The organism is Borrelia coriaceae (assembly GCF_023035295.1).
Classification (GTDB): Bacteria; Spirochaetota; Spirochaetia; order Borreliales; family Borreliaceae; genus Borrelia; species Borrelia coriaceae.
Map to the genome: position 1 here is coordinate 37,872 of NZ_CP075076.1, position 18,923 is coordinate 56,794.

At 28.4% G+C, this 18,923-nt stretch carries 20 protein-coding genes, 1 tRNA gene and 1 other RNA gene; 6 read left to right on the top strand and 16 right to left on the bottom strand.

What is annotated here, in order from left to right:
• Window positions 1–17 precede the first annotated feature (17 nt).
• Window positions 18–1,517, bottom strand: a complete 1,500-nt coding sequence (locus bcCo53_RS00195) for a peptidylprolyl isomerase (protein ID WP_028328148.1) — start codon at window positions 1,515–1,517, stop codon at window positions 18–20.
• 188 nt (window positions 1,518–1,705) lie between these two features.
• On the opposite strand from bcCo53_RS00195, the gene bcCo53_RS00200 reads away from it, so the two are divergent.
• Complete coding sequence (locus tag bcCo53_RS00200) at window positions 1,706–2,548, top strand: CheR family methyltransferase (protein WP_025407727.1); 843 nt, start codon at window positions 1,706–1,708, stop codon at window positions 2,546–2,548.
• A gap of 51 nt (window positions 2,549–2,599) precedes the next feature.
• Here bcCo53_RS00200 and phoU read toward each other — a convergent pair whose 3' ends face one another.
• The 4 genes from phoU to bcCo53_RS00220 are packed head-to-tail and all read right to left on the bottom strand — an operon-like array spanning window position 2,600 to window position 7,175.
• On the bottom strand, window positions 2,600–3,271 hold the full coding sequence (gene phoU, locus bcCo53_RS00205) for a phosphate signaling complex protein PhoU (RefSeq protein WP_025407728.1): 672 nt from the start codon (window positions 3,269–3,271) through the stop codon (window positions 2,600–2,602).
• An 11-nt stretch (window positions 3,272–3,282) separates the two neighbouring features.
• The gene (locus tag bcCo53_RS00210; RefSeq protein WP_025407729.1) at window positions 3,283–4,311 is read right to left on the bottom strand and encodes a hypothetical protein; all 1,029 of its coding nucleotides are present in this window, start codon (window positions 4,309–4,311) and stop codon (window positions 3,283–3,285) included.
• Window positions 4,308–4,694 carry a hypothetical protein gene (locus tag bcCo53_RS00215; protein ID WP_025407730.1) on the bottom strand — a complete coding sequence of 129 codons (387 nt, stop codon included), beginning with the start codon at window positions 4,692–4,694 and terminating at the stop codon, window positions 4,308–4,310. Before bcCo53_RS00215 ends, bcCo53_RS00210 begins: the two co-directional genes overlap by 4 nt.
• Before the next feature lie 27 nt (window positions 4,695–4,721).
• Window positions 4,722–7,175 (bottom strand): AAA family ATPase, encoded by a 2,454-nt coding sequence (locus tag bcCo53_RS00220; RefSeq protein ID WP_025407731.1) that lies wholly within the window; start codon window positions 7,173–7,175, stop codon window positions 4,722–4,724.
• 69 nt (window positions 7,176–7,244) lie between these two features.
• Between bcCo53_RS00220 and bcCo53_RS00225 the strand changes: the two genes are divergently transcribed.
• The gene (locus tag bcCo53_RS00225; RefSeq protein WP_025407732.1) at window positions 7,245–7,790 is read left to right on the top strand and encodes a ribonuclease HII; all 546 of its coding nucleotides are present in this window, start codon (window positions 7,245–7,247) and stop codon (window positions 7,788–7,790) included.
• Window positions 7,791–7,798: 8 nt separating this feature from the next.
• Here bcCo53_RS00225 and bcCo53_RS00230 read toward each other — a convergent pair whose 3' ends face one another.
• A complete protein-coding gene (locus bcCo53_RS00230; protein WP_025407733.1) occupies window positions 7,799–8,164 on the bottom strand; it encodes a DUF3276 family protein in 366 nt (121 codons plus the stop codon).
• Window positions 8,165–8,319: 155 nt separating this feature from the next.
• On the opposite strand from bcCo53_RS00230, the gene bcCo53_RS00235 reads away from it, so the two are divergent.
• Window positions 8,320–8,392: transfer RNA gene (locus bcCo53_RS00235), tRNA-Gly, on the top strand.
• A 44-nt stretch (window positions 8,393–8,436) separates the two neighbouring features.
• Here bcCo53_RS00235 and ssrA read toward each other — a convergent pair.
• Window positions 8,437–8,804: a transfer-messenger RNA gene (ssrA, locus tag bcCo53_RS00240) on the bottom strand.
• Between the two features lie 153 nt (window positions 8,805–8,957).
• On the opposite strand from ssrA, the gene bcCo53_RS00245 reads away from it, so the two are divergent.
• Both bcCo53_RS00245 and bcCo53_RS00250 read left to right on the top strand, forming a co-directional pair.
• Window positions 8,958–9,644, top strand: coding sequence for a queuosine precursor transporter (locus bcCo53_RS00245; RefSeq protein ID WP_025407734.1), 687 nt, complete (start codon window positions 8,958–8,960; stop codon window positions 9,642–9,644).
• Between the two features lie 216 nt (window positions 9,645–9,860).
• Window positions 9,861–10,379 carry a VUT family protein gene (locus bcCo53_RS00250; protein WP_241766518.1) on the top strand — a complete coding sequence of 173 codons (519 nt, stop codon included), beginning with the start codon at window positions 9,861–9,863 and terminating at the stop codon, window positions 10,377–10,379.
• On the opposite strand, the gene bcCo53_RS00255 is transcribed toward bcCo53_RS00250, so the two are convergent.
• Window positions 10,366–11,022: a TrmH family RNA methyltransferase gene (locus bcCo53_RS00255; protein WP_025407736.1), complete on the bottom strand. Its 657-nt coding sequence runs from the start codon at window positions 11,020–11,022 to the stop codon at window positions 10,366–10,368. The genes bcCo53_RS00250 and bcCo53_RS00255 overlap by 14 nt on opposite strands.
• A 79-nt stretch (window positions 11,023–11,101) precedes the next feature.
• On the opposite strand from bcCo53_RS00255, the gene ung reads away from it, so the two are divergent.
• Window positions 11,102–11,773: a uracil-DNA glycosylase gene (gene ung / locus bcCo53_RS00260; protein ID WP_025407737.1), complete on the top strand. Its 672-nt coding sequence runs from the start codon at window positions 11,102–11,104 to the stop codon at window positions 11,771–11,773.
• Window positions 11,774–11,822: 49 nt separating this feature from the next.
• On the opposite strand, the gene secG is transcribed toward ung, so the two are convergent.
• The 8 genes from secG to trxA all read right to left on the bottom strand — a co-directional run bounded on the left by secG (window position 11,823) and on the right by trxA (window position 18,884).
• Entirely contained in the window at window positions 11,823–12,173 is a 351-nt protein-coding gene (gene secG, locus bcCo53_RS00265; protein WP_025407738.1) for a preprotein translocase subunit SecG, read from the bottom strand.
• An 11-nt stretch (window positions 12,174–12,184) separates the two neighbouring features.
• On the bottom strand, window positions 12,185–12,949 hold the full coding sequence (gene tpiA, locus bcCo53_RS00270; protein WP_025407739.1) for a triose-phosphate isomerase: 765 nt from the start codon (window positions 12,947–12,949) through the stop codon (window positions 12,185–12,187).
• A gap of 1 nt (window position 12,950) precedes the next feature.
• Window positions 12,951–14,129 carry a phosphoglycerate kinase gene (locus tag bcCo53_RS00275; protein ID WP_025407740.1) on the bottom strand — a complete coding sequence of 393 codons (1,179 nt, stop codon included), beginning with the start codon at window positions 14,127–14,129 and terminating at the stop codon, window positions 12,951–12,953.
• Window positions 14,130–14,157: 28 nt separating this feature from the next.
• Window positions 14,158–15,165 (bottom strand): type I glyceraldehyde-3-phosphate dehydrogenase, encoded by a 1,008-nt coding sequence (gene gap / locus bcCo53_RS00280; protein WP_025407741.1) that lies wholly within the window; start codon window positions 15,163–15,165, stop codon window positions 14,158–14,160.
• Between the two features lie 72 nt (window positions 15,166–15,237).
• The gene (locus bcCo53_RS00285; RefSeq protein WP_025407742.1) at window positions 15,238–17,223 is read right to left on the bottom strand and encodes a tetratricopeptide repeat protein; all 1,986 of its coding nucleotides are present in this window, start codon (window positions 17,221–17,223) and stop codon (window positions 15,238–15,240) included.
• Window positions 17,220–17,996, bottom strand: coding sequence for a hemolysin family protein (locus tag bcCo53_RS00290; protein WP_025407743.1), 777 nt, complete (start codon window positions 17,994–17,996; stop codon window positions 17,220–17,222). Before bcCo53_RS00290 ends, bcCo53_RS00285 begins: the two co-directional genes overlap by 4 nt.
• Window positions 17,996–18,442, bottom strand: a complete 447-nt coding sequence (ybeY, locus tag bcCo53_RS00295; protein ID WP_025407744.1) for an rRNA maturation RNase YbeY — start codon at window positions 18,440–18,442, stop codon at window positions 17,996–17,998. Before ybeY ends, bcCo53_RS00290 begins: the two co-directional genes overlap by 1 nt.
• 88 nt (window positions 18,443–18,530) lie before the next feature.
• Entirely contained in the window at window positions 18,531–18,884 is a 354-nt protein-coding gene (gene trxA / locus bcCo53_RS00300; protein WP_025407745.1) for a thioredoxin, read from the bottom strand.
• Between the last annotated feature and the right edge of the window lie 39 nt (window positions 18,885–18,923).

Genomic DNA, 18,923 nt, shown 5'->3' on the forward strand with positions numbered 1-18,923 from the left:
TTCAATGTCTAAACATACTAATTGCTAGTTTTCAAACTAAAATCCTGTAAAGAAAAGAATGCCTCATTAAAATTTTCCTTAAAATTATTTTTCCTTAAAACATAATCTAACACTAATCTATTATATGCTTGATAAAGACTATTAAGAATACGATCTTCCTTAATTAAATTATCAGCATTATTAACACGTGAACGTAAAGAAAATAAATACGCCCTGTGATCTGCTAAAAAAGGCTTAGACCACTGCCCTTCTTTTAAACCCAAAATAACATCATAAAAATCTTTACTATTGCTAAAACCTGACAATTCCTTTAAAGTACTAGGATAAATATTAATATCATATGCAAGATTAACAACATCTTCTTTCAATACCAAATTATGTGTTTTTAAAACTTTTTGCGGCTCAACAGAATTAATTTCATCCAAAATACTATTAAGCTTATTCTCAAGGAAAGTTTCAATAACACTTGGTTCATAAGTTTCTATGTAGCTTCTAACAGAACTAATATCATGCTCTGAATCTTTATCAAAATCATTAATATTACTCAATGACTTGTATATTTCATACTCATTGCCATTCTTAAATTTAATAGGCTTAGTAAATTCATTTACCTGTAAAGAGAAAATTGCACCAAGATCTTCTTTCTTTTCTAGCATAAGATCCAAATCAAAATAATATTTCTTAGAAGATGCAATACCTTTAAAATTAGCAATGTCCTCGGAATAAAATTTAGCAACTTCTTCAAAAGGCATACCCTTAGATAGTTTCTCATAAGCATCACTAGCATCCCTTAAATTCTTAAAACGAATGGAAACAACATCTAAACTCTGAAATAACTTTTGATTTTGCTCAGCATAAGAGATCACCTCATCTTTTGGAAAATCCTGATATGAAAGTTCAACATACGCAATATTATGTCTAATTTCACTCATACTCTTAATCGCACTTACAAGAGACTCTGGTAATATGAAACTGCTGCTTAATAAAACCTGAATATTTGAAGATAACAAATTTTCTACTGATTCAGTATGAATTTTAAACTTCTGATAATCGGAAACTTTATTATATCTCTTGGGACTAAAATTACCACTAGAGTCCAAATATACAGGAGAACTCATTAAATTTTTATTTAAGATATTCTTTGAAACATAAAAATTATTAGTCTTTGCTAAATCAAGAAAGGCAATATCTTCAACGTATTTCATAAAAGCTAAATTCCAAATAAAATATTCCATATCAAGATTATTATTTTGTTTTAATTTAGAATAAAAATTTGAGTAAAAATTAACATATTGAGCCAATTTATTATTTTTTTCATAATAAATTGGTTGTCCCTTATAAGACCCAAACTTTAAATTAGATGAATCAGTAGTATCAAATAAACCTGGAATTAAGGGTGCAATAATAAATCCAAATACAATTAAAACAAGTGCTAAAAGCCCCCATACTCCAACCTTTTTATCATCAAAATCAACTCTGGACACAACTTCTTTTGCTTGATCTATTCTCTTACGCATAAAAACAACCCTTACAATTTAAATAAAATAACATTTTAAATATTAAAATATCATAATTAACACATTATTTCAATTAAAACATTTATATCAAAAAGTATTTTTGGTATCATAGTACATATGTAAAATGTTTTGGAACTAATAGATCCTTATAGATTAAAAATAAAGAATATAATATAAAGACAAAGATAATGTACATGAATAACGATTTCAACATTAAAATAAATCAAGAAGAGCTTAATAGGCTTACCAAAATTATTTATAATAATTTTGGTATTAACCTTAACGAGAAAAAAAAATTGTTAATTGAAAGTCGATTATCATCAATAATCAAAGCAAAAAATATGACCAATTTTACAGAATATATTAATTACTTAGAAACCCAAAAAAATCAAATATGTTTAATAGAATTAGTGGATAAAATATCAACAAATCACACTTATTTTTTTAGAGAACCCAACCATTTTGAATTCCTTGAAAATAAATTTTTACCCAAAAGATTTAAACAAATGGCAGAGTCAGAAGAAGAAATGAGAATATGGTCAGCAGGATGCTCAAGTGGAGAAGAACCATATACAATTGCAATGATATTAAACGAATACATAAATAACAACAAAATTAACTGCACAATAAAGATCCTAGCAACAGATATTTCAATTACTGTTCTTCATGAAGCCAAAAAAGGAATTTATTCTGAAGATCGGGTCAAGACACTTCCAAATCATCTCAAAACCAAATATTTAAATAAACTTACAAATGACAAATTTGAAGTGAAAGACATACTTAAAGCAATGATTCAATTTAAAAAATTGAATCTAATGAATGAATTTTTTCCATTCAAGAAAAAATTCGATCTAATTTTCTGTAGAAACGTAATGATTTATTTTGATGAACAAACTAGAAATAGACTCACTGAAAAATTTCATCAACACTTAAAAGATTACTCTTATTTGCTCATTGGTCATTCAGAAACAATTAGAGATAATCAGAATCTAGAGTACATAATGCCAGCAGTATACCAAAAGATTAACTGAATGAATACACTCATAATTGTCTATGCATAACTTAAATGCATACATACTTCTCTAGGTCAGATTCACTTTTTCCCCTACTTTAACAAAATAAAGTAACTCACCTATCGTTGCAACATGATCTCCTACTCTTTCTAAAAAACTATTTAAAAATAATATATTTAAAAGATAATCCAAATTCTCTGGATTACTTTTCATAGCATCAATCACAACAGTTTTTTGTCTTGAAAACAATTTATCTATAATGTTATCGTACTTTACTATCTTAAGTATTTTTACAAAATCTCCATCAAAATAAGCATCAAAAATATTTGCAAGCATATCTTTTGCTGTGTCTGCCATTTCTCTTAAAGGCTTCTGATAAATGTCAACTGAAGAAAAATCACCCACATTAGATTCTAAAAGAAGTACGACCTTCACAATTTTAGTAGAATGATCAGCAATACGCTCAAGAGAACTAATTATTTTAATAATTGCCAAAATCTCCCTAAGTTCAGTAGCAACAGGATGTTCAGTAGCAATTATTCGCCCACACAAATCCTCAATATCATACTGATAATCGTCTATCATTTTTTCATCTTCATTAATAATCTTTTTAGCCAAATTTTTGTCTCTAGACTCCAAAGCTATTAACGAATTTTCTATTATTTTAAGAACACACTCCTTCATATCCCAAAGGTAATCTTTAATCACTTCAAGTTGTTTAGTAAGTCTACGCCTAATCATACCAAATTCTCCTAAAAAAACCGTTTTAAAAATAAATACCTCAATTTAGAAAGTTCATAATAACTACTAAAAGGATAATTATCAATAACGATCTTATAGTAACTAAGAGACTTTATAAAATCCTTATATTTACTCTCAGTCTCATATAATTTGCCTAACAAATAGTTATACCTATCTGGAAATTTTGAATTTACATACTTTGGATAGTATAACAAACTTAAATTCAAAAAAAACTCATACTCGCCATTAACCAATAAAAATTCCAGAATATCAAGATAAACATCCTCACCAAAATCAATATTATTTCCTATTAAAAACCTAACATCTCTTAATACATTTTCTACTTTATTTAACTTAATTCCAAGATCAATCAAATTTAAAAAAATCTTATTAAAGTATACATCCCTCAAACTCAAATAATTTAAATAAGAATTTAAATAATCTCCACTCTTATAATAAAGCTCGGCTTTTAATAGAGTATATTCATTATCACCAAAATCATATCTATTAAGTAATGCAATTGCCCCCTTATAGTCATTAATATAGGACAAATTCAAAGCTCTCCTCATAACATCTCTCAAGCTTAAATTACTATAACTCTTATTACTTAGCTCAAAGTCTTTATCTAAATCTAAATTATCCTTTAGTTTCATTTCACCTAAATTGGAAGACTTATCCTCCTCAGCAATTTTCAAAATCACATTTTTAGTAAATTCCCTAGAATCCTTTACATTTTGATATTTAAAAGTTAACATAATAATCCCAACATTCTTTGAAGTTTGAAAAGTAAACATAGCTCCATCCTGATAAGATTCTGCTAAAAGCCTGATAAAAGAATCATTTTTAACATTCTTAATATAAATCCAAGCTTCATCCTTAAAAAAAAAATTAAACTTTGAATTAGTATTTACCAAAAATTCCTGCTTTTCACTACTGAAACTAAGTTCATAAGTACTGTATTGATTTTCTAAAGCAAAAAAAGATATTACATTAATAATAAAAAATAAAAAATTACAATAAATAAAACATCTTTTACTCACTTATAATTTTCCAAAATTTTATCAACTAATGATTCATTTTCCTTTTCTAAATCAATATTAAACAAATTATCTGATTTCACCCAAAGACTCTTAAGAAGCTCTTCACTAATTGACTGATGACGCACTACACTATCCCCCAATTTACTATCAGGAAGATCAGGCTTGGGAAAGAAAAAATCATCCATATTAAGGTTAGAATTTAAATCAAAATAAAAATCCTCTACATTAAGTGATTTTAACCTTTGATTTAAATGTTCTGTTGTAGAATGATAGCTCTTATCAATCATTCTATATGAATAAAAATAAGTAAGAAAGGAAACAATAATCGATAAAAAGATCAAAATTAAAAAATATTTTTGAAAACGAAATTTTCTCTCTCTCATAATAAATTCCTTCATATACTTAACAAATTATATATTAAATATTACACTTTCTCCATTATCACTAGTGACACCTATTAAATTTTTACTCCCTTGAGCGACATACATATTATGAGTTATGATCAATAATTGAACTCTCTGACCAAGTTCCTTTAAAAGGATTGACAATTTATTACTATTTTCAAAGTCAAGAGAAGCATCTATTTCATCAAGCACACAAAATGAAGCAGGAGAATAATAGTACAAAGCAAACAAAAATGCTATGCTAATCAAAGAATGTTCTCCTCCTGAAAGCATTTTATTCCCCTTAGCTAACTTATCCTTAAAATCTATTTTGATTTCTACTTCACCTAAGGTCTTATCATAAAAAAGACTCCCATTGCCTTTAAACATGCGCTTAAAAAAATAAATAAAATGATTATTAATCTCACTAAAAGCATCATTAAATCTTTTATCAATCTCCCTTTTTATTTTTTTCCTTAGCTTATTTAAGGACTCCTTAGTCAAATTTAAATCATCTATTTGAAGATCTATTCTCTCAACTTTTTCTTTTATCTCATTATACTCTCTCTCAACATTAAAAAAAATATAATTATTATATTCAATCATATTAATTTCTTTTTGTAAAGCATCTATTTTTGTCATATCTTCTGTCAATTCAAATTTTCCTAAATTCTTATTAACAAGATTAAAATTTTTTATCTCGTACTCAATATCTAAATTAGCATTAAACAAAACATCATATTCTGCTTGTTTTTTCATATATTCATAATAAGATGAATTCCTAAAAGCATCTAGCAAATTTAAAGAATTAATCTCATTACTAGCAACTAATTCACTATTCTTAGCTTCACTTAAGAATTTATCCAAGTTAATATTAATATCACTTCTCTCCAAACTTAGTTCATCTAACTTTAAGTTCAAATTATCAAGTCTTTCTTTAAGATCATCCCTAGTGTCAAATAAAAATCTTAAATTACTATTTATTAACTTAATTTCATCTTCATTCTTAAGTCTAGAAAGTTCTGTATATTCAATCTCCCCCAAGATTTCATTTAATTTAACAGTTTTATCTGATACCAAACTTTCAATAGTAGTGATTTCCTTTGCAAGACTAGCCTTAGAATTATTCTTTGCACGCAAAAATTTCTTTAAATCAATATTTTGCTCAAATATAGGTTCGATTTTTTCCTTTAATACATTTAAAAGCTTATCTTCCTTGACTATATATTTAAGTAAATTTTCTCTAATCTCTTTAATATACTTTATGCTTAAGGTATCCTCAAAAAACTTCAAAGAATTCAAAATATTTTTCTTTAGCAATTCAAATTCGTCTAAGTTACTCTCCTTAGAAATTGATAAGACTAAATCAATCACTTCAAATAAACTCCTAGTATACCTATTTATCTCATCAGTAACACTAAAAAAATCTTGTTTCTTAGCTTTAAGAGAATTATTTAAATTCATTAACTCTTCATTTATACCTACCTTTACTAATTCAATTTGTGCTTTATTGCCTATAAGAATGTTTGCCAAGTTTAATTTCCCTTTTCTCTCATGCTCTAATTTTTGAATCCTGATCTCTATTTCAAGCAATTTAGATTTTAAAGTTTCAATTTCTTTTTTAATCACATCAATATTCTTAATAACATTTTTTTCTCTAAAAGAATAAAATTCTAACTTTTCCTTAACACTTTCAATAGAAAAGCTATTTAAAGATAAAATCTTATCTATATCTTTAATATCCAATTTATTCTTAAGTTCATTCAACTCAAATTTAATATTAAAGAGCCTTTTTAATATTAAATTTTTCTTCAATATCTCTAAATCTGTCTTTAATTTCTGATACTTACCCTTAAGTAAAAAATCATTTTTAATTTTTTCATATTTCTCATTTAACTCGTTTCTCAAAATCCAAAGAGAATTCAAATTGTCTTTGGATTTTTCCAATCTCTTATATGATTGTTCTTCTTCAACCCTAAGCATATCTATTCCGCTTGCCTCTTCTATTAAAGACTTCAAATTAATATTTCCACTTGAAGAAATTTTTTCAATTTTACCTTGATTAATAAACATATAAGGTGAATTCTTCAACCTTAACTTATTGATAAGACTAGTATAACTTCTAAGATTTAAAGTATCATTATTCAAAAAATACTCACTCGTACCATCTTTATAAAGCCTTCTTCTAATACGAAATTTATCTCTAAAATCATTAACAGATAAATCCTCATTATTAAAAAAAAGTGTCACTTCAGCAAAATTGGATTCTCCTGTCTTTGCTGCAGAAATCAAATCTGTTATATGTTTAACTCTTAAAATACTTAAATTATCTTCCCCTATACAAAAACGAATTGCATCTAACAAATTACTTTTTCCGCAACCATTAGGACCAACAATAAAATTTAAACTACCATTTAATTTCAGTTCCTGCATTTTAACAAACGATTTAAAACCTAAAAGTCCTATTTTTTCTAAAAACAAAGCTACTCCCAATTAAATTATCAATAAGATTAACTTACTAAGGATAATTTTATATTATAATAAATAGTAATGATTTGTGGAATTGATGAAGTCGGACGGGGTTGTATCTTTGGACCTGTTTTAAGTGCTGCTGTTATTTTTAAAGGAAGCCCCAATTTCTTAAATGCTCTAGATGATTCAAAAAAACTTAACAAAACAAAAAGAGAATACCTATCATCATTAATACTGGAAAACTCATATTACGCATTTGCAGAAGTATCACATAAAATCATTGATGAGATTAATATCCATTATGCTTCACTTCTTGCAATGCAAACTGCATATGAAAAACTCAATATCTACTGTGATTTGGTACTTATAGACGGGAAATTTATTCCAAAGATCAAAGCTAAGAAAGTCCAAGCAATAATTAAAGGAGATTCTACAATCAATGAGATAAAAGCCGCATCAATCATTGCCAAAGTACAAAGAGACAAACTAATGGATGAATACGATAAAGTTTATCCTTTATATGAACTTAAAAAAAACAAAGGATATCCCACAAAGGAACATAAGAATGCAATTAAAAAATATGGTATTTCAAGTTTTCACAGAAAAAGTTTTAAACTTATTTAAATAAAAATTTAATTATGCTCATCTCTAAACTTATCTGACAAACGATAATTTTTCTCCAAACCAAGATTATCGTTCCTACTCCTTTCTCTATGGCGGTCAAAATCATTATTATGATATTCTCCTCTGGCAACCGGATTCTCAGAAACCTTTTTCTTAATTACAGAAATCGCTCTTAATAAATTTGACTCAAATTCCTCAATATTCTCCTCATAAACAAAAACTGAATGTCTCTCAAAGTCTCCATTAAGATTTTTTTTACTCTCTACAATATTCAAAAAATAATCGCCTTTTCTATTCTCTTTAACATTAAAAAAATAAGTTCTATCAGAATTTGTAAATAACTTATCAGAATATACTTCCCCTCTCTCGCCCATCAAGTCCTCCACACAAAAAGTCTTTATACTAGTGTCAGCTTAAACAAAAGTTAACATAATTTTACTTACTAAATAAAAAAAATGCTAGTCAAAATTAACAATAAAATCAATTGACATAAAATACATTTTTTTATAGAATCAACTCTGTTCTTTATGCGTCCTTCGTATAATGGTTCATTACCTTAGCCTTCCAAGCTAATGATGTCGGTTCGATTCCGGTAGGACGCTTTTCAAATAATGCTTCAAACGATATATGTTAAGATAAAACAAAATTGGAGATGGCGGGAATTGAACCCGCGTCCTAAAAATAATATCATAAATATCTACAAGCTTAGCTAGTATTTTATTTAAGTAATAAGGCTTGGAAAAACTAGCAAACCACCAAATTACTCTCAAGTTTAAAAGTCCCTAAAAATTAACTTGAAACATTTTTAAGCAAGCTTTGACGTCTTAAAAGAGTATAAGCTGAACCTCAAAGCAAAATCCAACAAAACTCCCTGCTAATTTAAGCAGCAACAGGCTTTACAAAATTTGATCTTGTAAAGTTATTATTTCTTGCGTTTATTAAAGAAGTTTTAAGAGATTCACTCTGCTTGCAATTTATGCTATTAAAGTTTTTAGTCAAATCCAAAACATCCCCTTTTAATTATACTTTCAAGCAAAAGTATAGCATAAAGCAATCACAAAGACAAAATCATCTAATTTGCAAAACAAAATCTAAAATCTTATAATAGTTCTAATATATTTAATATATTAACAAAAAATAAAATAATAAATAATGTGAGGGATATCTTTGAATAACGAAATTCTATGGTTCATTATGTTAATCTGTAATTATTCCATTTTAATTATCATATACAAGCTTTTTGGACAAAAAGGATTATTTGCATGGGTAACATCATCTGTAATTATTGCAAATATTCAAGTTTTAAAACAAATCACAATATTTGGTTTTAACGCCACACTTGGCAATATTATTTATGCATCATCCTATGTTGCAACAGATATTTTATCAGAATTTTATGGTCGACAAACTTCAAAGAAAGCAGTCTATATTGGATTTATAAGCTTCATATCTTTTGCATTCATTACAAATATTCAACTTTACTTTTCAACAAATAGTTCTGATATATATTTAAAAAGCTTAGAAAGCATTTTTTCTTCAATTCCAATTTTATTAGTTGCATCAATTATCGCATACATAATATCTCAACTAAATGACATATACTTATATCAATTTATTAAAGATAAATTCCCAAAATTTTTATTTATAAGAAGCAACGGCTCAACATTAGTAAGCGAACTAATAGATACAATAATCTTTGTAAGCATTGCAACATATTTCGACATATTTCCCAAAGAAGCTTATTTGGATATAGTAATTTCTACATATTTTATTAAAGGATTTGCTGGTATTCTAGGAACCCCATTTATTTACATTGCAAAACGTGTATATCAAAACAAAAAAAATTCAATATAATAGCAACGTCCATTTAACTATTGCCTATCAATTTATGTTATAATTAGCAACATGATGGACATAATTTTATGGATAACTTTAATAATATTTGTATACCTACAATTAACATTGCTATACTATATATTCGGAAAATCAGGTCTCTTTTGTTTTAATATCATGATGACAATTTTTTCAAATCTTATTATATTAAAAAAAGTATTTATATTTGAACATCAAATGAGTCTATCAGGAATAACATTTTTATCAATTCTCTGCTCATTAAATCTAATTACAGAAAAATATAATGATAAATCAGCAATAAAATCCACAACATTAAACATGATCATACATATAACTTTTGTAATAATGATTCATTTCACGTTATATTTTCAACAAAATGAATTTGACATTTCTAACATACATTTAAAAGTATTATTTGACAATGCTTTTTATACTTCAATAATTTTCACTGGAACATATATTATATATCTATGTAATTGTATTAACATAAAAGTATATTCCACACTAGGCAAAAAAAATATAAGCAATAAACTGATAAATCATAATTTATCAAGGCTGTGTTCCTCATGTATAGCTTATATGTTAGCTAATATCTCAATGCATACGATAGCACAGTTATATCCTGGTAATAACATAAACATGGTAGAAAGCTCATGGATCTTTACCATAGCAATTATGATAATTGATACTTTTATCTATTATTTCCTAAATATTTTAAAAGTTAGAGAAGCTTAAGTTTTTCAATATCTTGATATCTCTTTACAATTTTCCTATAATAATCAAGTTTTAAAATCAATTTTTCATCATCATCCAACAAATACTTAACAGAACTTTTTCTTAAACGACTAATCAATGAATAAAAGACTATTGAGACAGCCACAGAAAGATTATAGCTTTGAGTAAAGCCATACATTGGTATTTTTAAATGTAAATCGGCATTATCTAATACTGCATGACTAAGACCTGTTAATTCTGTTCCAAAAAATATTGCCATTTTAGCATCAATCGGAAAATCCTCAAGAGATATAGAATTATTATCTAAGGACGTAGCTACTATTTTATATCCATTACCTTTAAGATTGTCAAATGCAACCTTAACACATTGATATTTCATTATATTTATCCATTTTGAAGCTCCAAGAACAACACCTGGATTTAAAGTATATTTATTATTGGTCTCAATAATATGAATATCACTAAGACCCAAAATTTCAATTGTACGCATTGTAGCACTTGCATTCTGAGGTTGAAAAATATCTTCAAGTACAAGTGTTAAATAATTCGTGCGATTATTCAACACTTCATCTATTCTCTCTTGCCTTCTTTGTGTAATAAATTCAGACAAAATCTCTATTCTCTTAGATAGATCATTGCTCATAAGACATTATTTTATGATAAAAAAACGATAAAATCCAATTAAAATATAAAAAAACAATTTATTTTTATATAATATAAAAGTGGAAGTAAAGATAGAAGAATCTTGGAAAGGAATGTTAAAAGGCGAATTTTCCAAAGGATATTTCAAAAGACTTGTAAATTTTATAAAAAATGAATATAAAACTAAAAAAGGTAAAATTTTTCCACCTCCAAAGTTAATATTCAATGCATTTGATTCTCTGCCATTTAAAGACATAAAAATAGTAATAATTGGACAAGATCCATATCATGGCAAAAGACAAGCTAATGGCTTAGCCTTTTCTGTTAATTCAGATATCAAAATACCCCCATCACTACAAAATATTTTCAAAGAAATAGAGAGAAGTTTAAAAATCAAAACTATTCCAAATGGTGATCTAACACGATGGGCAGTACAAGGCGTATTTTTATTAAATTCAATATTAACAGTAGAAGAAGGCCTACCATCATCGCACAAAAACATTGGTTGGGAAATTTTTACGGACGAAATAATAAAAATTATTTCAAAAAACCTAAATAATGTTGTATTTATGTTGTGGGGTAATTTTGCACGAGGAAAAAAAGAATTAATAGATGACTCAAAACACCTAATTCTTGAAACAAGCCACCCATCACCTTATTCTGCACATAACGGCTTTTTAGGCTCAAACCATTTTAGCCAAACTTTAGAATATCTAAAGGAACACAATAAGACTTTAATCAACTTTCAATAAACCAACTTGTCTAATATTTAATAACATATTAGACAAGCCATTTTTCGAACTATTTTTCTTTATCTGAAGTCTTTTCATTAACAGTATCTTTAGTTTGATTTGTATCATCATTCCAAAATGTTGAATTTGTTTCATTTGTCTTAACATCCTTTAACAAACTATTATCAACTCTTTTGGTATTAATAAAAGACAATGCAATCACAAAAATAAAGAAAATCGTAATAAAAAATGCTGTAATTCTTATAACAATACTTGAAGATTTTGCTCCAAAAATAGAAGAACTGCCACCTCCAAATACCCCCACACCATCACCTTGTTCATCTTGTAACAAGACTAACAAAATAATCATAAATGAAGTAATAATAAAAAACATAAATATTAAAAATCTAAGTAACTCCAAAATGCACCCCTTTACTTGGCAACCTTACTAACTATTTTTAAAAATGAATCTGCCTTTAAAGATGCACCACCAATCAATGCTCCATCAATGTCATTTTCCCCTAAAAGATCTTCCACATTATCAATATTAACAGAACCACCATACTGAATAACAATATTATCTGCTGCTGATTTTGAATACAATGATTCAATCTCAAGCCTAATTGCCTTGTGAACTTCCTGCGCCTCTTCTTTTGTTGCCGTCCTACCAGTTCCAATTGCCCACACAGGCTCATAAGCTAAAATTATTCTCTTAAGATCAGATTCAGAAACGGAACTTAATCCTCTCCTAATCTGGTTTAAAACAACATCCAAAGTTCTATTATTTTCTCTCTCATCAAGAGTCTCTCCAATACAAAGAATCAAATATTTAAATGGATGTTTAAGTCCTGAAAGAATTTTTTTATTTACAACCTCATCAGTATCCCCAAGATAAGTCCTACACTCAGAATGACCAAGTATTACATAATCAACTCCAAATTCTAAAAGCATAGAAGGTGCAATCTCACTTGTTCTCGCCCCACTCTCCTCATAAGACATATTCTGAGCACCAAGAAGAACATTACTTCCCCTTGTAACTTCACAAACTTTATAAAGCGATGTAAATGCAGGAGTGAGCATAACCACAACATCATCCTTAATATACTTAACTCCGTCTACAATTTGCTTAGCAATACCTGCAGCCTCTACACCTGTATAGTGCATTTTCCAGTTTCCAGCTAAAAATATTTTCCTCATTTTACTTCTCCAAAACTTTTATACCTGGTAAAATCTTCCCCTCAAGATACTCAAGAGAAGCACCACCACCTGTTGAAACATGAGTGATCTTTTCAGATAAATTAAACTTATTCACAGCAGCCACTGAGTCTCCTCCACCAACAACCGTAATTCCAGAACAATTTGCAACACATTCTGCAACCCGTGCTGTTCCCTTAGAAAAAGCACTAAATTCAAAAACTCCAAGAGGCCCATTCCAAATCACAGTCTTTGCACTAATAAGAGCTTCTTCAATTTTTGCCAAAGTTTTCTCACCAATATCCATGCCAATCTTACCATCAGGAATATCAACCGAATCAATATATTCAGGAATAGCATCTTCTCTAAATTCACTTGCAACAACATGATCAAGAGGTAAAATCACTTTTACATCCAATTCCTTTGCTTGCTTTAAAAAAGATGCAGCCACATCAATATATTCATCCTCTAAAAGAGATTTGCCAATAGAATAACCTGATACCTTTAAAAAGGTATATGCCATTCCACCGCCAATTACCATTACATTTGATTTTGGCAGAAGAGATTCCAATACTGCAATTTTTGAAGAAACTTTTGAACCGCCTATTATTGCAACAAATGGACTCTCGGGATTTTTTAAAATTTTGCCTAAAAATTCATTTTCCTTCTCCATCAAAAATCCACCAACAGCTGGTAAATAAGCTGCAATCCCTGCTGTAGAAGCATGGGCCCTATGCGCAGTCCCAAAAGCGTCATTTACAAAAACATCACCATTCTGAGATAACTGTTTTGCAAAAGCATCACAATTGTCTTCTTCTTCCTTATAAAATCTTACATTTTCAAGTAAAACAATATCTTGACTCTTCATACAAGAAATAGCACTTGCAACTTCATCACCTATGCAATCAGGTAACATCTTAACATTCTGTCCTAATAATTCTGATAATCGCTTAGCAACGGGCATAAGAGAATATTTAAGATTTTTTTCTCCCTTTGGCCTACCTAAATGACTCATAAGGACAACCTTGGCTCCTTGAGACTTAATATACTCTATTGTAGGTAATGCAGCCCTAATTCTAGTATCATCGGTAATGTTCCCTTCTTTTAAGGGAACATTAAAATCACATCTTACTAAAGCACATTTGCCTGAAAAGTCAAAATCTTTTATTGTTTTTATTGACATTTACAACTACCTCAAAATCATTTTTCTATTATTTCACTAACTTTTGTGCAAGATCAACTACTCTTGTAGAATATCCAAACTCATTGTCATACCATGAGAGTACTTTTACAAAACCATTTAATAATACCATTGTCTCAAGACCATCAACTATTGAAGAATGAGAATTTCCCTTAATATCTGAAGATACTATTGGATCTTCTGTATAACCTAAAATACCAGCAAGTTCCCTAGACTCTGATGCCTTCTTAAGTGCAGAATTGATCTCCTCTTTTGTAACATCCATTTTCTTAAGTTGTACTGTAAGATCAACAATAGAACCTGTTGGTACAGGAACTCTCATAGAAGTGCCATTAAGTTTGCCTTTAAGTTCAGGTAAAACAAGTCCAACAGCTTTAGCAGCACCTGTTGACGTAGGGATAATTGAAAGAGCTCCTGCTCGTGCTCGTCTAAGATCAGCATGTGGCAAATCAAGAATTTTTTGATCATTTGTATAAGCATGAACAGTAGTCATAAGTCCTTGTTCAATCCCAAAAGTTTCGTGCAAAACCTTTGCAAGAGGAGCAAGACAGTTTGTTGTGCATGAAGCATTAGAAACAGCTTTCAAATCAGAAGTAATTTCATGATCATTTACACCAAGTACGATTGTTTTAATCTCATCTTTAGCAGGCACTGTCAAAATTACCTTTTTAGCACCAGCATGCTCAACATGATCAAGATAACCACCTCTATCACTTGTTGCTGATGAAAACACGCCTGTTGATTCAATTACAACATCAACTCCAAATTTTCCCCAAGGAAGATTTTTTGGATCTCGTTCAGCAATAATCTTTATTTCTTTCCCATCTACTATAATTGCACCATCTCTCGCCTCGACCTTTTTATTATATATTCCAAAAGTTGAATCATATTTTAAAAGATGGGCAAGTGTCTTAGGATCTGTTAAGTCATTTATCGCAACAACTTCAATTCCTCTCTCAAAAGCAATTTTAAAAACATTCCTACCTATACGCCCAAAGCCATTAATAGCTAGCTTCATACAACTCCTCCATCATTTTTATTATCTACTAAAATTTATTAAATAATAAAGTAATTAATCACAAGTGTCAAACTATTTTTTTATAAAAACCGTATATCCCTCTTGGATATAATCTCTTAAAAGAGTAGGTGATTTTAAAATTCCTCTAGAAATGTAATCTCCGATTTCTTCAATCAAGACTTCACCAAGAATATCTGACTTACTATAATTTACAAAACTAGAATTATCACTAGCATATTTTAAAGCCCCCTCTTTAAGCACCAAAAATACATCACCTTTTTTTACATCATTAACATTCCCAAGATTAATAAGAACATCATCTCTCTTAATCTGAAGTATCTCCCCCTTTTTAGGCAAATAATCATTAAAATCTTTAGCGAAGGAACTTAAAATATCACTTAAGTAAAGAACTCCTCCCGAATTATAATTAAAAGTCTTAACTTTAACACCAGCCTTACCTGAAAAAATATCTACTTTTAAACTAGCCGTATTTTTAAAGACATCTACATCAAGATCGAACATTAAAAATAGATCAAGATTATTACTTCTTGCATAAGAAAACTCTTCAGAAAAACTACTTACCAAATAATCCTTATTCTTATTATAATCAAATCCATAATTAACTACTTCTATATTTAAATTACGATCAAGTATCCTCTCAGCATATTTTAAAATTAAATCATTTGCACCAAAAACCCTGTTCTCATTTTGAGTAAAAATACCTACTCTATATACCGTTTGATTATCATAAAGCCTATTTAAATCACCAATGGTTTTATAACCATATTTAAAAAATAATGAACTCCTAATATCAAATGCAACAACATCATAAAAATCTAAAATTTTAGTATCAGTAACTTTCCTATGCTCTATTAAATAATACAGTTCTTCATAAGCAATTACATCTAACTTCATAAACTTATAAATTTTAGCAAGTAAAAACCTAGCACTATCATTATCAGGATAAATATCAACAGCACTCTTTGCATTAAATACTGCTTTATCTAAGTTTAAATTTTTAAAAGCCTTAAATGCTTCACTTTCATATCTCTTAGAAATTGCTATATTGGTACTATTATTTTCCTTAAATGAACTCCTAAAATCAGATACAAAAAAACTTTCTTCAAGAGCTATATTATAAAATTCCAAGTCCTTTTTCATACTTTTAGCCCTCTCCAAATTTAAAACGGCTTTATCAACTTTCTCAAGTTTTAAATAAGAATAACCAAGCAAATAATAAAGTTCATCAGAGTTTTGATCAATATGTATTGCTTTCTTAAGAACATCAACAGCATCCTGATACTTAGATTGATATAAATAAACAAGGGAAAGTAAACGGTAAGCATCAACAAGTCCAAAATCTCTATAAGTAGTTTTTACCAACATTAAATAATTTTGAGCATATTTCTCAGCAACTCCTAAACTATTAGTCTTAATAGAAAATTCTGCTACCCTTTTATGAAAATCTGGAACAGAAGTAAAATTGCCTCTTACCTTGTTTATTAAGTGCTGCGCCTTATCATTCAAACTCAATTTCTCATAAATATTCATAAGATGCTCAAATGCATGATAATTTGTTTGATTATATTCAAGAATAGACAGATAATAATTAGCAGCTGCAATAAACAAACCTTCTTCTTCAAAGATTGAAGCAAGCCCAACTAAAGCATCAATATTGTTTTTATGCTTAGCTAAAACTTCTGAATAAAATTTCTTAGCCCGCTCTGTCCCATTATTCTTAAGTAATATATTTGCATAAAGAATTTTATATTCAGTATCACCATTTGACATTTTATAGGCTTTTTCTATAAAAAACTGAGCCTGATTATATATCTTTAATAGATAATAAATTTCTGCAATAAACTTATATGCTTCATAATAATTAGGATTAATCTTTACAGCCTCAAGAAGCTCGTCAATAGCATCATAATACTTTTGCATAAGATAATACGATTGTGCTTTTTGATAATACTCGATTGCAGTTGTAGTAGCACCTATGAAATTTCCAAAATTCAAATTTAAAAATAAAAGCATTATAAAGAATCTATTCAAATTCATAAACCTTCCTTATGGGAAATTTTTATTACTTTAATGTTCCTTTGATGCATATTTTTAATGGTAAATGTTAGATTGTTATATTCTATTTTCTCATTTTTTAAAGGAATTCTTCCAAATAAATCATACACAAATCCCCCAAGAGTATCAAAATCCCCATCTGGAAGACTCAATCCAAGTTTTTCATTTAAATCTTCAATTAAAACTCTAGCAGTACAAAGATAGCTTCCATCATCAAGAGGCACGATTTCATCAAGTTCATTATCAAACTCATCTTGAATATCACCCACAATCTCCTCAAGAATATCTTCAAGTGTAACAAGACCTGCAACTCCCCCGTATTCATCAACTACAATAGCAATATGAACATGATTTTCCTGAAATTCTTTTAAAAGCGAATCAATCTTCTTACTCTCAGGGACAAACATAACCTTTCGCATAATATCTTTTAGATCTATTTCATAAAAATCTCTCTTCCACATATGCAAAAGTATATCTTTCGTATGAATTATCCCAATAATATCATCTATTGTTTCCTTATAAACAGGAAATCTTGAATGATTACTAGATGTTACAACTTTTAAAAGTTCATCTTTGCTCCCAGCATAATCAACAAAAATCACACTTATTCTTGGGATCATAATCTCTTTAACAATTGTTTCTTTAAGAGAATTAAAATTCCTAATTAAAGATGTTTCCAATTTCGACTGTTCCTCAATATTCTTACATTCAACATCTTTAATTTTTCTATTTTTAAAATTCAAAAATTTGAACATCAAAATACCCTTCTGGTTTCTCTTAAAACTTTTTCCTGAATAATTAACATCTCTTCATTTTGAAAGTCATTAGTTTCATGAGTATATCCTATTAAATGCAAAATACCATGTATAGTATTCCTTTGAAGCTCATCATACATTTCAACATTAAATTCTACTGAACTAAACTTTAAGTATTCAAGAGATATTATAAGATCCCCTTGTATTTTACGATTTATTTGTCCACTTTCTTCAAGATAATTAAAAGATAAAACATCAGTGGGCTCGGATTTTTGTCTAAATTCACTATTTAACTTTTGAATGTACTCATTGTTACACAGGATAACGGAAAGTTCATATTCTTCAACACAAAGAAAACCTAGAACAGATAAAATAAAACTATAATAAACATCCCAATGCTTAAACTCAATACCTTCTGCCCATAAGTTTAACTCTTCTTTTACCAATTCACTATATCCTAGAACAATTATAACTTAAAAAAATATTATATAAAAAGACAAGATTTCAATTTTTTATCAATATCCTCTACACATGTCAAACTTTAAACAACTCTTTAATTGTATCTTCAAAAGAATCTTTTTGAATAAAACCAACAGAAACCTTTGGCTTTTCTCCAACAGGAACAAAAATAATAGTAGGAAGACTTTGTACACCAAGAGCTATAGAAACGTCTTGTTCCTTATCAGTATCGACCTTATAAAAATCAATCTTATCACCATATTCTCTTGAAAGTTCATCATAAATCGGAGCAAGCATTTTACATGGGCCACACCAATCAGCATAAAAATCAATTATTGCAGGTTTTTTGCCTTTAAAATTCCACTCTTTATTATTTTTATAATCAAAAACCTTATCAATAAATTCCTCTTTAGTTAAACTAATTGCCATATTTTCTCCTAAATCAATCGATTTTTCATTATAACACAA